This is a genomic window from Streptomyces sp. NPDC001135 (assembly GCF_053598395.1).
On record NZ_JBSFKD010000034.1, the window covers coordinates 37,879 to 50,523 of the forward strand.

Here is a 12,645-nt window from a genome sequence, read left to right on the forward strand (position 1 = left end):
CGGTTCACTCGCGGGTCGGTACGGCGATGACAGGGCAGCGGGCGTGGTGCAGCACGCCTTGGCTGACCGAGCCCAGCAGCATGCCGGCGAAGCCTCCGCGGCCCCGGGTCCCCACCACCAGGCCCAACGCGTGCGCCGAGGCGTCGGTGAGCACCTGGACGGGGTGCCCGACGAGTACTTCGTGGTGCAGGTCCACCTCGGGACAGCGGGCCTGGCGTCCCGCCACGATCTCGGAGAGGAGCCGTCGGCACTCCTGCTGCGGCTGGTGCTCGTCGAAGACCCTCAGCGGTCCGGGCTCCCAGACGAGCAGGGCCCGCAGCCGGGCGCCGCGCAGGGCCGCCTCCTCGAACGCCACGTCGACCGCGGCGGCGGAGTGCTCGCTGCCGTCCACACCGACGACGAAGTACGCCGGCTCCTCGGTGACGTGTTCCGGCTCGGGGACGACCACCAGGGGACAGCGCGTACGGGCCATGACCGGCAGGGCGACCGACGCGGAGCCGAACACCTCCTGCCTTCGGCCCAGGTGGCGCGATCCCAGGACGACGGCGGTGGCGTCGCGGCTCTGCTCGCCCAGTACCCACACCGGGTCGCCCTCCGCGAGCAGTGCGTCGACCTGGAGCTGCGGGTGCCGGGCCGAGACGAAGTCCACGGCCTGCCCCAGCACCTGCTGGCCGGCCTTGTGCAGAGCCTCGTTCCATTCCTCCCAGGACGGCGGGACTTCCCGCCTCCGGTAGCCCCTGGTGGGCACGCCCTCGACGTGGACGGCGCGCAACGGCAGCCGACGGCGGGCGGCCTCGTCGGCCGCCCAGGCCAGTGCCATCCGGTGGACGGGATCGGGATCGACACCCACCACGATCGGTCGGCCGTCACCGGGCCCGGACATGCCCGCCTCCGCTCACCAAGTGCCGGACGTACGCATCAGGACCCGGGAAGTACAGGGTCACTCGTCCGTCCTCGGCCCACCGCGCGTCGTAGGGTGGGCTGCCGTCCTGATGGTGGAGGCCGACGATCTCGCCGTCTCGCGCGACGGCCCCGGCCGTGGTCCCCCGTATGACGATCCCATCGCCCACGCGGGCGCGCATGGGGGTGCCGGTCGCCTCTGGACCGGCCCGCGCGACGGCCTGCACGGTCTTCGCTGGTGCGGGAGCGGACATGGCCCTCGCCTCCTCCCTGTGTGGCGCGGAGGGATGCCGCCGCCACTTCCATGGAAAGCGGCTGCGGCGCCTGCCTGCCAGGGGCCGATGGTCCCCACCGGAGGCCTGCCGACCCTCCGCCGTCACGCGGCGGGTCAGTGTCCGGAGACCGAGAGCGCGGCGGAGCGCGGGCCGGCCATGGCCGACGGCGCGGTGCGGTGCTCCGGGCACCGCCGGCCTTCGATGCCGGCTCGTACCGAGACCGTCAGACGGTCGAGCGCCTCGGACCGGACCGGCCGGACCGGCTCGGGATCATCGATCCGTCGCGCCGAGGCCGGCTGTGTCCTGGTCGGAGTGGGTCTCTGCCGTCTCCTCCGCGGCGGCCCGGATCCGTGCCGCCTGCTGCTGAACGTCCGTCAGCCGGGCAAGAGCATGCTCCAGTTCCGCCGCGCGCTCCGCCATGCGGTCGGCAGGCACGCCGGTCGCGGGCGCCCCCGGCGTCCCCGCCGGACGGAACCCCTCCAGGAAGTCCCGCAGGCTCATCGGCAGCCTCCTGCCGGTCGGTGCTCCTCCAGTTCCACCGTTCCCGGCCCACCCCGCACCGGATAGGGCCCTGACGTCGTTCTCCCAGGGCCGTTCGGCTCTTGGCACGGGCGGCGAGAACGGGAAACTGGGACGGTAGGCGACTCGACGGAGTCAGGAGGCCGCTGTGAACGCGCACGAGAACCTCCGCGCGGGGGCCGACGCCCGGCAGGGTGCGCCCGCGCGTGCCTGGAGCCCGGGAGAAACGGCTCGACAGGACACGCTGCTCCGCTACCTGGGCGCGGTCGCCTCGGCCGCGGCCAAGCACTCCGGCAGTGCGGCCGAGCACGCGGACACCGAGGAGCGGGCACCGTCGGCCGTGACGCCCACGCACCGGCCAGACCTCCCGCAGGAACCCGGTACGCCCCTGGTGCGGGACGTGATGGACGTGCCTGCCGCTTCTCTCTGCGAGGACCAGACGTATCGCGACATCGCCCGGCTACTGGCCCGCGAGCAGGTGGGCGCGCTCCCGGTCGTGGACACCGAGGACCATGTCGTCGGGGTCGTCTCGGAGTCCGATCTGCTGGCCAAGGTCGCTTTCGAGGCCTCCGGCCACCGGCCCGGACGCATCGGCAGACTGCGCGAACGCCGGATGCACGACAAGGCCCGGGGCGAGACGGCCGCCGATCTGATGACGAGTCCCGCGATCACGGTACTGCCGGGCACGACGGTGGCCGAGGCCGCCTGGCTCGCCGCGTTGTCCCGGGTGAAGCGCATGCCCGTCACCGATCGCAACGGCCGACTCGTGGGCGTCGTGCGTCGTGACGCGTTGTTGCAGGCGCTGATCAGGGATGATTCCGGTATCCGGGCGGAAGTTCAGGCCACGCTCGAAGCCTGCTGCCCACCGGCTGACCGGGAGAGTGTGGCCGTCACCGTGCACGACGGGATCGTGGAGCTGACCGGGAGGCTGCCGTCGGCGACGATGGCCCGGCTGGTGGCGGAGGTCGAGGGGATCGCCGACGTCGTCGAGGTGAAGAACCTGCTCAGCGCCGACTGAGTTCGGCCGCTCTCATCCGATCACCGGGGGATGTGGGCTCCCGGCACGGTGGGAATCGTGCAGGTTGGGGTCTTGCTGGTCGAGGTGGGAGGCGAGGACGGCCGCCTGGACCCGGCGCTGCACCCCGAGCTTCGCGAGCAGCCGTGAGATGTGGTTCTTGACGGCCTTCTCCGACAGGTACCGCCGCTTGCCGATCTCGCGGTTGGTCAGGCCGTCACCGATCAGCGCGAGGATGTCCCTTTCCCGGGGAGACGGGCCGGCCGGTTCTGCCGGCAGGGAGGGGACCTCGGCCGCGTCCGCGCGCAGGGAACGCATGAGCCGGGTGGTTGTCGCCGGGTCCGGCATCGACTGCCCCGAGGCCACGGTGCGGACCGCTGACACCAGGTCCGAGCCCGTGATCTGCTTCAGGACGTACCCGGACGCGCCGGCCATGCTGGCATCCAGCAGGGCGTCCTCGTCGTCGAACGAGGTCAGCATCGGACACACGCTCGGGCATCCGGTCGCGCAACTCGCGGCGGACCGAGATGTGCTGGGGACAGCGGCAGCGCCAGGGGCCGCCCGGCCCTCGGACGGGCCCGTGCGGCTTCCGGGCCGCAAGAGGGGCGTTCCGGGCCGCAGAGGGTCGGTCGGGCCATGATGGGGCCATGTGGCCCCTGATTGCCTCGGCACCACGACGCCACGCTGGTGTCGGAACCCTCGTCCCGGGAGGTGGAGACCATGTCCCGCACCGTCACCGTAGGTGTCGACGACTCGCCCGAGAGCCGGGCCGCGGCCGAGTGGGCGGCGCGAGAAGCGCTGCTGCGCGGCCTGCCCCTCAAGATCATGTACGTCTCCGAGCCGACTCCCAGGTTCGTGGCCCGGACTCCACTGCTGGATCCGGACACTTACCGGCACTGGGCAGAGCAGGTGACAAGCCAGTCCGCGGACGGCATCCGGCTTCGCCACCCGGGCATCGAGGTGATCACCGAGCAGCTGACCGGGACTCCGGCCGACGTCCTGTGCGAGGCGGCGGGCTTTGCCGAGTTGCTGGTCCTGGGCTCGCGGGCCCTGGGTGGGCTGGAGGGGTTCATGGTGGGCTCGGTGAGCCTGGGCGTGGTCGCCCGCGCCGAGCGGCCGGTGGTGCTGGTGCGGGCGGGAGAGCAGGCCGCCGACGAGCACGAGATGGATCCGGCGGGCGTGCCGTCCGCTGCGGCGCCCTTCCGGCCCGTCGTGCTGGGGCTCGACACCGACCAAGCGGACGACACCTTGCTGGAGTTCGCCTTCGACGCCGCCGCGCGGCGGAAGGCCACCCTTCGGGTCGTCCACGCCTGGCCCGAGCCGCCGACCTCCTTCTACCGCTTCGCCGGCGACGCCGAACTCTACGACACCCTCGAACGCGGACAGGCCACTCTCCTGAGCAAGGTGCTGCATCCCTGGCGCCAGAGGTTCCCTGACGTCGAGGTGATCGAGGCGAGCCGGTGCGGAAGCGCCGCGCAGGTTCTCGTCAACGACTCCCGTGACGCCTCCCTGGTGGTCGTCGGCCGACGCATCCGCACCCATTCGTTCGGTGCCCGCATCGGCCATGTCGTCCACTCCGCCCTGCACCATATCGCCGCTCCCGTCGCGGTCGTCGCACACAGCTGACCCCCGCTCCGGAGAAGAGAAGCCGTCCGGAGAAGAGAAACAACGAGTGCATCAGCCGCACATGCCTACGGGGCGCCTCTGGAGCTGCCCGTGGTCGTCGGCGTCGACGGCTCCGAGCCGAGCCTGCGGGCCGTGGACTGGGCTGCCGTGGAATGGAAGCGCATCGGCCCCGAGTGGCGGAACCGGAGCGGGGGACAAGGGGTGACGTTGACGGCTGTCGCTGACTCCCAATGCCACTGAGGGAGGAGTCATACCGCGTCGGCGTCGGCGGCGGTGAGACGGCAGTCCACCCCCACGACGCCTTCCACGCCCCGGACCAGGCGCGTGGCCAGGTCGGCCCGAGCGGATTCCCCGACGCGCCCGGTCAGGGTCGCGACGCCGTCGGTGACCAGCACGTGTATGGGCTCGATCGGCGCCGGGAAGAGGACGTCGACGATGTCACGGCGGATCTCGTCGGCGAGTTCGTTGTCCGGGCGAAGAAAGACCTTCAGCAGGTCGCCGCGGCTGACCACGCCTTCGAGGATCCCCTCGGAGTTCACCACCGGCAGCCGTTTGACGTGCCGCAGCGCCATGATGCGGGCCGCCTCGGCGAGCGTCGCGTCCGCGTGGACGGTGACGGCCGGCGTGCTCATCAGTTCCTCGGCGCAGACCGCCCCGGCCTTGGCGAGGTCGGGCAGCCGGCGCAGCTGGGTGACCCGGTCCGGATCGCTGTCCCGGAACTCCTCCTTGGGCAGCAGATCGGCCTCGGAGACCACCCCGATCACCCGGCCGTCGCCCTCCAGCACCGGCAGGGCGCTGACCTGCCACTGGTCCATGCGCTCGACGATGTCCTTGAACAGAGCCTTGCGGCCCACCGCGACGGCGGCGTGCGTCATCACGTCGCCCACGCGGTGCGGGCTGCTGTCCATGCTCTCCTCCTCGAATCCCCTGGCAGGGCCGGGCGCCCGGGCGGTCACGTCAGGCCTCCGCTGCCGTACGGGGCGTAGAGGTCGAGCAGTCGGACACGCGAGGCGTGCAGCCGCTGAGCGACCACGCGTCCCACCCACACCGCTACGGCCCGCCCGAACTCGGCGTCGGCGGCGCACATCGCGCGCACCGCCTCGGCATCGAACTCCCAGGCCCGTACCGGGCTCATCGCCTCGGCCCCGAGGTGCCAGATGTGCGGCGGGAAGTGCCAGGACCAGCCCACCAGCTCCTCGTGTCCGAGCGTCTCGATGACGGCGGGGCGCCGACCGGGCACGTGCAGGTCGAGGGCGACGGTGCCGGTGCGCACGATCCAGAAGCGGTCGGCCCGGTGGCCCTCCTCGAACAGGCGGGTCCCGGCCGGGAAGGAGACCTCATGGGCGAGGCCCATCAGCCGTTCGCGGTGCACAGGCTCCAGAGCCGTGGTCATGGTGGTCGCGGGGGTCATCGCACCGGCTCCCTTCATGGGCTGCTGATCCCAGCGTGCGCGCCCTTGCCTACGCGCGCCACGGGCCGCCCGGACCCGGCTCGGGTTCTTCGGCCCATACGCTGGACCAGCTGCTCCCGCACGCTGGTCAGGGAAAGACTGGACGGGGAGGGTCACCCGCTTCTCGCGGGTCCGGATCGCGCGGTGCACGGCTGCCGGCCGCTTCGCCGCATCCCAACGAGTCCTTCCCGCCACTTGCGGCGCTTCTGGGCCGGCTCGGCGGCTGTCCCTGGCAGGAGGAAGCGTGCTTCCGCGTCGGCCTGCTGGCGGCCAGGGGAGGCGTGTCCCCGGTGCGACCGACCGGACCCGGTCGGCGCCGCGGCGCCGACATGGTCGAGTTGCGGTGGCGGCGCTGGTAGCAGGTGCGGCAGAGGGTGCCGAGGGGCCGAGGCGCCTCCCCGGGCCTCGACGTGGCGACCGTGCCGGCGCTGGCCCCAGACTTTCCGAGTGCCCCGCGGTAACACCGGTCGCAGATGTCGGGCTGCCCGACGTCCGCTCGGTCCACGACATTCCGGGGGCAAGGATGTCCGCGGTTCCGGAGGAGTCGCTGTCCGGCGGGATCAAGCCGGCTACCCACGGAGGCCGCTCGGCACGAGCATGATGTCGCGGACCGTCAACAGCCTGCAGGTGATGAACGCCCGGAGGACGCCACCTCGGCGGTGGTGCCCCGCTCCCACGGCATGACCGAGGTCGCTCGTGCATGAGGTCCGACGGTCAACTGGTCCTGTGGCCCCACTGCGGCCCGACCAGGGTCCACTCCCTGTCCCACTCCTTGATGCGGCGACGGTCGAGGTGCATTCGGCCGACGCTCCCGGTCCCGAATACTGCGCCGCTCAGGGCGAGGGCGGCGGAGGCTCCGAAGAGTCCCGCTTCGACGGCCGCCTTGCCGGGCGTGGGCGGCTGTGTACTCAGCTTCCCTTGGGTGTCGATCCAGATCCTGACCGTGGAGCCGGCCTTCTTCCCGGTGGTCACCAGCGTCATGCCACTGCGCGTGGAGCCGTGGGAGTTCGCCCAGCGGACCCTTGCCGATGCCAGGTCTCTGCCCGTTCCCGAGGTCGCGGTGCGCGGGACGTCATCGAGGAGAAGGGCGCGGACGGGGGTCCGTTCGGCCCGTTGCTGGGCGAAGACCTGGTCGGCTGCATGGGCCGTCACCACACCGACCGCCGTGCCACCCACCGCGACGAGCACCCATACGGCCAGCATGAGCCATGCCTCGAGGACGTCGTCGCGACGCCGGATCGGGTTACTCCGCCATCGCCACAGCGGTACCCTCGTTCGCTTGCGCTTCCTGTTCGCGGGTCTGTCCTCGCGCATCTCTCCGCACCTCCTCGTCGTCACACACACGAAGGTGACAGCGGCGGCCTTGCGGTGACATGGGCCGGTCAGGTGGAAGCGGAGGGCCGGTCGGGCCAAGCCCAGGCCGGCGGTGGGCCCTTGGGCCCAGCACCCGTACGGCTCGTTGACCCGCCGTGGTCCTGTGCCCGTGAGCAGTGGTCGGTGTGCCCTGAACGGGCCCGGCAGGGGGACCATCGGCCCCTCACCGTTCTGCCGCGGTGCTCTCACGCTCGTAGGACATCCGCACCTGTCCGACTTCGTACGGGAGGAGGCCCTCATGCGAACTGCGCCCGTCGACGCCGCGTCCCTGGAAGCCCGCGTCTCGGCCGCCGGGGCCGCGCCCTCGATCTACAACACCCAGCCGTGGCGCTTCCGGCTCGACCCGGACAACGTCGCGCTGGAGGTACGCGCCCTACCAGAGCGCGGCTTGCGCCACGCCGATCCTGTCGGCCGGGCTCTGCATCTGTCGGTGGGTGCGGCCGTCTTCAACCTCCGGGTCGCCATGGCCCACTTCCGCTGGGGAGCCGTCGTACGCCTGCTGCCGGATCCTGAAGACCCGAGCGTGCTGGCCACCCTTCGACTGTCCGGGACGGGCCAGCGGCACACCGCGTTCGAGCCGAACTCGCCGAAGCCGCTCAAACGGAAGGCGCCTCACTGACCTTCCTCGATGCCCCCGAGACGGCACGGCTGCTGCGCGTGGCCACGGGGTCCGAACACCGCAACCGCGCCGACCCGGACCGGGCCGTCGAGAGCCGCCGACGGGTGCACCGAGACCCGGAGCACTCCAGCGAAGTCGGCGTACCGCAGACGGCGCTGGGGCCGCAGGACGCACACGAGCAACTGCCCGTGCGCGACTTCACCGCACAACGGCACCCTGAGCGGCTCCCCGCCCAGTCCTTCGAGTCCCATCCTGTGGCAGCTCTGCTGACCCCCGGGCACGACCGGCGCAGTGACTGGCTGCGCGCCGGGCAGGCCCTGGAGCACGTCCTCTTGGTGGCCACGGCGCAGGATGTGCGTGCCTCCCTGCTGCACCAGCCGATGGAGTGGCCCGACCTGCGCCGCGACCTGAGCCCCGTACCGGGCCTCACCGGCAATGCGCAGATGCTGATCCGCCTCGGGTACGGCCCGGAGGGCCCGGCCACTTCGCGGCGTGTACCGGATCAGGTGTGGTGACGCTCGACGACCGGGCAGCTTGAGTAGCCGTGATCCTGGAGCCGCGGCCATTCCGAAGGTCCCGTGTGGTTGCGGGTTGCCCTCAGACTTGTCAGCCCACTGTGGCGGTGAGGACCCCGCCGGGCACAGCAGCCAAGGCTTCGGGCAGGTGGTCGTAGATCTCGAACACGCCATCCAGCCCCGCAGCACGAAGAATTCGAAGGAACTGGTTGCTGTCAGTGACAAGACGCAGCCGACCGTGCCGTTCCATGACCCTGTTCCGCGCCCGGCACAGCATCCCGAGTCCGGCACAGTCGATGAAGGACACGGCGCGGAGGTCCACCACGAGGTCGGGGAGAACGGCGGCTGTCAGATCGTCCAGGCGTGCTCCAAGGGGCGCTGCCGTGAGGATGTCGATCTCACCGCGCAGCTCCAGGACGGTCGTCCCGCCGGCGGCACGCTCGGTGTGGCGGGGTGCGAACGTGATGAGGGTTTCGGCCATGGTCAGAGGAAATCCGGGCCGATGGGCGTGCCGGAAGGGCCGTCCGGCCCCCCTGCGCCGCCGCGTTTCCTCGGGCCGCTCTCCGGCCAAGGCGGGACCCGTGGCCCTCACCCGCGGCTGCCGGCGGGCTCAGCATGGAGTGCGATCCCCCACCGGGCGAAGGACGGGCTGACTCATGTACCCGAACGATGGTTTCCGCGAACTCGGTCGTTACGAGTGCCTGCGCCTCCTGGCGACGGCTTCCATCGGCCGCATCGTCTACACCCGCCAGGCGCTGCCCGCGGTCGTGCCGGTCAATTTCGGCCTGGACGCCGACGGAGCGGTACTGCTGCGCACCTCGGCGGCCTCCGAGCTGGCCCGCGCGGTCGACGGCGCGGTCGTCGCGTTCGAGGCGGACGCGGTCGACGTGAACACGCAGTCCGGCTGGAGCGTCGTCGTCACCGGCCGGGCCAGGACCGTGACGGAACCGTCCGAGACGGCACGCCTGGAGCGGATCGGCCCGCGCTCCTGGGCTCCCTCGCCCGAGGAGGTCTTCGTGCGCATCGAGCCTGAACTGGTCACCGGGCGCGAACTCGTCGGGGGCCGCACGATGTACGGCCTGCACCTCTCCGCCTGACCACGGGGATCTGCGCCGTGACCGGGCCCGAAGGGCCCAACGGTGCGGGGCCGGACGGCGCGGCGACGGGTTCCCGCCGGCCCTGCCCGGTGCGGGGGCACGCGAGGAGCATCGTCAGCGGAGCCGCTCACGGAACCGTCCGTGTGCGGTGTCGCGAACGATGCGGAGGCAGTGATGACCGTGGCAACCCGTCCGGACCTGGACGCACCCGCCGAGGCCTGGCGTGGATTCGCCGGCCGGCGCTGGCGCGTGGGGGTACCCCCGGCCGAAGGCTGGGGGAGGATCGACGTACGCGACTTCATCCAGGCCAACTACACGCCCTACGACGGCGGTCCGGAGTTCCTGACCGGTCCGACCGAGCGCACGCTCGCCGTCTGGCACAAGGTCAGCGCCCTTCTCCCCGAGGAGCGCCGCAAGGGCATCCTCGACGTGGACACCGCCACCCCTTCCACGATCACCTCGCACGCCCCCGGCTACATCGACCGGGAGCGCGAGCTGATCGTCGGACTCCAGACCGACGCGCCGCTGAAGCGCGCCATCATGCCGAACGGCGGGCTCCGGATGGTCGAGAACGGCCTGAAGGCGTACGGATACGCGCCCGACCCGTTGGTCACCAAGGTCTTCGGCACCTACCGCAAGACCCACAACGACGGCGTCTTCGACGCCTACACCCCCGAGATGCGCGCCGCACGCAAGGCCGGCATCATCACCGGGCTCCCGGACGCCTACGGCCGCGGCCGGATCATCGGCGACTACCGGCGCGTCGCCCTGTACGGCACCGACCGGCTGATCGAGGCCAAGCGCGTCGAGCGGGCCCTGCTGGACAGCAGGCCCTCCGCCCCGCACGTCATCCGTGATCGCGAGGAACTCGCGGAGCAGATGCGGGCGTTGGGTGAGCTGGCGCGGATGGCAGCCTCCTACGGCTGTGATGTCACCCGCCCCGCGTCCACCGCACAGGAGGCGGTGCAGTGGCTCTACCTCGGCTTCCTGGCCGCGGTGAAGGAGCAGAACGGCGCCGCGATGTCGCTGGGCCGCACCTCGACCTTCCTGGACATCTACCTCCAGCGCGACCTGGACGAGGGCCGCATCGACGAGACTCGGGCCCAGGAGCTGATCGACGACTTCGTCATCAAGCTGCGGATCGTACGCTTCCTGCGCACACCCGAGTACGACCAACTGTTCTCCGGTGATCCGACCTGGGTGACGGAGTCCATCGGGGGCATCGGCACCGACGGCCGCACCCTGGTCACCCGCAGCTCCTTCCGCTTCCTGCAGACGCTCTACAACCTCGGGCCCGCGCCGGAGCCGAACCTGACCGTGCTGTGGTCGCCGCAGTTGCCCGAGGGTTTCAAGCGGTTCTGCGCCCAGGTCTCGATCGACACCAGCTCCATCCAGTACGAGTCCGACGACCTGATGCGCCCGCGCACCGGCGACGACACGGCCATCGCCTGCTGCGTCTCCGCGATGGCGGTGGGCAGGCAGATGCAGTTCTTCGGTGCCCGGGTCAACCTCGCCAAGGCGCTGCTGTACGCGATCAACGGCGGCCGGGACGAGATGACCGGAGAGCAGGTCGCACCCGAAATGCCCGCCCTGACAGGGGAGTACCTGGACTACGAGGAGCTGTCGGCGGCGTACGACCGGATGCGGGACTGGCTGGCGAAGACGTACGTCGACGCGCTCAACGTCATCCACTACATGCACGACAAGTACGCCTACGAGCGCATCGAGATGGCCCTCCACAACCACCCCGTCCACCGCTACATGGCATGCGGCATCGCCGGGCTCTCCGTGGCCGCCGACAGCCTGTCCGCTGTCAAGTACGCCCGGGTGAAGGTGATCCGGGACGACACCGGGCTGGCCGTGGACTACCAGGTCGAAGGCGAGTACCCGGCGTACGGCAACAACGACGACCGCGCCGACGGCCTCGCCGTCGACCTGGTGGAATCCTTCATGGCGAAGGTGCGCGAGCACCCCACCTACCGGGACGCCGAGCACACCCAGTCGGTCCTGACGATCACCTCCAACGTGGTCTACGGCAAGCACACCGGCAACACCCCCGACGGCCGTCGCGCCGGGCAGCCCTTCGCCCCCGGCGCCAACCCGATGAACGGCCGGGACCGGCACGGTGTCGTGGCATCGGCCCTGTCAGTGGCGAAGCTGCCGTACGAGGAGGCCCGGGACGGCATCTCGCTGACCACGACCATCACGCCCGAGGGACTGGGCCACAATCCGACGGAGCGGGCCGGCAACTTGGTCGGCATCCTCGACGGGTACATGACCTCCGGCGGCTTCCACATGAACGTCAACGTGCTGAACCGGGCGACGCTCGAGGACGCCATGGAACACCCGGAGAAGTACCCCGAGTTGACGATCCGGGTCTCCGGATACGCGGTCAACTTCGTCCGGCTCACGCGTGAGCAGCAGCTCGACGTGATCAGCCGCACCTTCCACGGGTCGCTGTGAACACCGCGGCGACCTCCGCGTCACGGCAGGCGGTCCCGGCGACGGGACCGCTCAGGGGCCGGGTGCACTCGTGGGACCTGTCCACCGGCGTGGACGGTCCCGGGACCCGGTTCGTCCTGTTCGTCAGCGGCTGCCCGCTCCGTTGCCTGTACTGCGCCAATCCGGACACCTGGCACATGCGCGACGGGCGGGAGACCTCGGTGGACGAGGTCATGGGGGAGATCGAGAAGTACCGGGGTTTCCTGACAACGGCCGGGGGAGGGGTGACCATCACCGGCGGGGAGCCGCTGCTCCAGCCGGCATTCACCGGCCCCCTCCTACACCGCTGCAAGGAGGCCGGACTTCACACGGCCCTGGACACCTCCGGCTTCCTGGGCGCGCGTGTCTCAGACGAACTCCTCGCCGACACCGACCTCGTACTGCTGGACATCAAGTCGTTCGACGCCGCAACCTACCGCAAGCTCACCGGCGGTCCGCTGGCCCCCACGCTCAACTTCGCTACCCGCCTGAACAGGCTGGGCGTCCCTGTGTACATCCGTTACGTCCTCGTCCCGGGCTGGACGGACGACCCGTCCACAGTGGACGGGCTCGGCGCCTTCCTGTCCGGGCTGAGCAACGTCGACCGGGTGGATGTCCTGCCCTTCCACAAACTCGGCGCCCACAAGTACGACGCCCTGGGTATCGACTTCCCGCTACGCGACACGCCCGTTCCCGATCCGGAGCTGACGGAACGCGTGCGCGAGCAGTTCCGGGAGCACGGGCTGCGGGCGTTGTGAATGGCGCCGGTCTCCG

At 71.0% G+C, this 12,645-nt stretch carries 14 protein-coding genes and 1 pseudogene; 7 read left to right on the forward strand and 8 right to left on the reverse strand.

Annotated elements, in window-relative coordinates:
• Positions 1 to 4: 4 nt before the first annotated feature.
• The 3 genes from ACWC94_RS32785 to ACWC94_RS32795 form a co-directional block, all read right to left on the reverse strand.
• Positions 5 to 883: a universal stress protein gene (locus ACWC94_RS32785; protein ID WP_450800930.1), complete on the reverse strand. Its 879-nt coding sequence runs from the start codon at positions 881 to 883 to the stop codon at positions 5 to 7.
• Entirely contained in the window at positions 867 to 1,154 is a 288-nt protein-coding gene (locus ACWC94_RS32790) for a DUF1918 domain-containing protein (protein WP_450800931.1), read from the reverse strand. Before ACWC94_RS32790 ends, ACWC94_RS32785 begins: the two co-directional genes overlap by 17 nt.
• Before the next feature lie 291 nt (positions 1,155 to 1,445).
• Positions 1,446 to 1,676 carry a hypothetical protein gene (locus ACWC94_RS32795; protein ID WP_450800932.1) on the reverse strand — a complete coding sequence of 77 codons (231 nt, stop codon included), beginning with the start codon at positions 1,674 to 1,676 and terminating at the stop codon, positions 1,446 to 1,448.
• Between the two features lie 166 nt (positions 1,677 to 1,842).
• Between ACWC94_RS32795 and ACWC94_RS32800 the strand changes: the two genes are divergently transcribed.
• On the forward strand, positions 1,843 to 2,712 hold the full coding sequence (locus ACWC94_RS32800; RefSeq protein WP_450800933.1) for a CBS domain-containing protein: 870 nt from the start codon (positions 1,843 to 1,845) through the stop codon (positions 2,710 to 2,712).
• Positions 2,713 to 2,724: 12 nt separating this feature from the next.
• On the opposite strand, the pseudogene ACWC94_RS32805 reads toward ACWC94_RS32800, so the two are convergent.
• Positions 2,725 to 3,238: pseudogene (locus tag ACWC94_RS32805) on the reverse strand (LuxR C-terminal-related transcriptional regulator); the annotation flags it as partial.
• A gap of 191 nt (positions 3,239 to 3,429) precedes the next feature.
• Between ACWC94_RS32805 and ACWC94_RS32810 the strand changes: the two are divergent.
• Positions 3,430 to 4,335, forward strand: coding sequence for a universal stress protein (locus ACWC94_RS32810; protein ID WP_450800935.1), 906 nt, complete (start codon positions 3,430 to 3,432; stop codon positions 4,333 to 4,335).
• A 248-nt stretch (positions 4,336 to 4,583) separates the two neighbouring features.
• Here the strand turns inward: ACWC94_RS32810 and ACWC94_RS32815 are convergent, their stop codons facing one another.
• From ACWC94_RS32815 to ACWC94_RS32825, 3 genes are all read right to left on the reverse strand, one after another.
• Positions 4,584 to 5,243, reverse strand: a complete 660-nt coding sequence (locus tag ACWC94_RS32815) for a CBS domain-containing protein (RefSeq protein WP_450800937.1) — start codon at positions 5,241 to 5,243, stop codon at positions 4,584 to 4,586.
• Positions 5,244 to 5,287: 44 nt separating this feature from the next.
• Positions 5,288 to 5,746: a cyclic nucleotide-binding domain-containing protein gene (locus ACWC94_RS32820; protein ID WP_450800938.1), complete on the reverse strand. Its 459-nt coding sequence runs from the start codon at positions 5,744 to 5,746 to the stop codon at positions 5,288 to 5,290.
• 753 nt (positions 5,747 to 6,499) lie between these two features.
• Entirely contained in the window at positions 6,500 to 7,099 is a 600-nt protein-coding gene (locus ACWC94_RS32825) for an Rv1733c family protein (RefSeq protein ID WP_450800939.1), read from the reverse strand.
• Positions 7,100 to 7,397: 298 nt separating this feature from the next.
• Between ACWC94_RS32825 and ACWC94_RS32830 the strand changes: the two genes are divergently transcribed.
• Together ACWC94_RS32830 and ACWC94_RS32835 are read left to right on the forward strand one after the other, a co-directional pair.
• The gene (locus tag ACWC94_RS32830; protein WP_450800940.1) at positions 7,398 to 7,778 is read left to right on the forward strand and encodes a hypothetical protein; all 381 of its coding nucleotides are present in this window, start codon (positions 7,398 to 7,400) and stop codon (positions 7,776 to 7,778) included.
• A 38-nt stretch (positions 7,779 to 7,816) separates the two neighbouring features.
• A complete protein-coding gene (locus ACWC94_RS32835) occupies positions 7,817 to 8,293 on the forward strand; it encodes a hypothetical protein (protein WP_450800941.1) in 477 nt (158 codons plus the stop codon).
• Positions 8,294 to 8,384: 91 nt separating this feature from the next.
• Here the strand turns inward: ACWC94_RS32835 and ACWC94_RS32840 are convergent, their stop codons facing one another.
• The gene (locus ACWC94_RS32840) at positions 8,385 to 8,774 is read right to left on the reverse strand and encodes an STAS domain-containing protein (RefSeq protein WP_450800942.1); all 390 of its coding nucleotides are present in this window, start codon (positions 8,772 to 8,774) and stop codon (positions 8,385 to 8,387) included.
• 175 nt (positions 8,775 to 8,949) lie between these two features.
• Between ACWC94_RS32840 and ACWC94_RS32845 the strand changes: the two genes are divergently transcribed.
• The 3 genes from ACWC94_RS32845 to pflA all read left to right on the forward strand — a co-directional run bounded on the left by ACWC94_RS32845 (position 8,950) and on the right by pflA (position 12,629).
• Positions 8,950 to 9,390 carry a pyridoxamine 5'-phosphate oxidase family protein gene (locus ACWC94_RS32845; protein WP_450800943.1) on the forward strand — a complete coding sequence of 147 codons (441 nt, stop codon included), beginning with the start codon at positions 8,950 to 8,952 and terminating at the stop codon, positions 9,388 to 9,390.
• 174 nt (positions 9,391 to 9,564) lie between these two features.
• On the forward strand, positions 9,565 to 11,853 hold the full coding sequence (pflB, locus tag ACWC94_RS32850; RefSeq protein ID WP_450800944.1) for a formate C-acetyltransferase: 2,289 nt from the start codon (positions 9,565 to 9,567) through the stop codon (positions 11,851 to 11,853).
• Positions 11,854 to 11,915: 62 nt separating this feature from the next.
• Positions 11,916 to 12,629 carry a pyruvate formate-lyase-activating protein gene (pflA, locus tag ACWC94_RS32855; RefSeq protein WP_450800946.1) on the forward strand — a complete coding sequence of 238 codons (714 nt, stop codon included), beginning with the start codon at positions 11,916 to 11,918 and terminating at the stop codon, positions 12,627 to 12,629.
• The last annotated feature ends 16 nt before the right edge of the window (positions 12,630 to 12,645 follow it).

What these genes read in the sequence shown, in the direction of transcription:
- ACWC94_RS32830 (WP_450800940.1), top strand. Translation starts at nt 7,398, where the DNA reads ATGCGAACTGCGCCCGTCGACGCCGCGTCCCTGGAAGCCCGCGTCTCG.
- ACWC94_RS32815 (WP_450800937.1), bottom strand. Translation starts at nt 5,243, where the DNA reads ATGGACAGCAGCCCGCACCGCGTGGGCGACGTGATGACGCACGCCGCC.
- ACWC94_RS32795 (WP_450800932.1), bottom strand. Translation starts at nt 1,676, where the DNA reads ATGAGCCTGCGGGACTTCCTGGAGGGGTTCCGTCCGGCGGGGACGCCG.
- ACWC94_RS32820 (WP_450800938.1), bottom strand. Translation starts at nt 5,746, where the DNA reads ATGACCCCCGCGACCACCATGACCACGGCTCTGGAGCCTGTGCACCGC.
- ACWC94_RS32845 (WP_450800943.1), top strand. Translation starts at nt 8,950, where the DNA reads ATGTACCCGAACGATGGTTTCCGCGAACTCGGTCGTTACGAGTGCCTG.
- ACWC94_RS32785 (WP_450800930.1), bottom strand. Translation starts at nt 883, where the DNA reads ATGTCCGGGCCCGGTGACGGCCGACCGATCGTGGTGGGTGTCGATCCC.
- pflB (WP_450800944.1), top strand. Translation starts at nt 9,565, where the DNA reads ATGACCGTGGCAACCCGTCCGGACCTGGACGCACCCGCCGAGGCCTGG.
- ACWC94_RS32810 (WP_450800935.1), top strand. Translation starts at nt 3,430, where the DNA reads ATGTCCCGCACCGTCACCGTAGGTGTCGACGACTCGCCCGAGAGCCGG.
- ACWC94_RS32825 (WP_450800939.1), bottom strand. Translation starts at nt 7,099, where the DNA reads ATGCGCGAGGACAGACCCGCGAACAGGAAGCGCAAGCGAACGAGGGTA.
- ACWC94_RS32840 (WP_450800942.1), bottom strand. Translation starts at nt 8,774, where the DNA reads ATGGCCGAAACCCTCATCACGTTCGCACCCCGCCACACCGAGCGTGCC.
- ACWC94_RS32790 (WP_450800931.1), bottom strand. Translation starts at nt 1,154, where the DNA reads ATGTCCGCTCCCGCACCAGCGAAGACCGTGCAGGCCGTCGCGCGGGCC.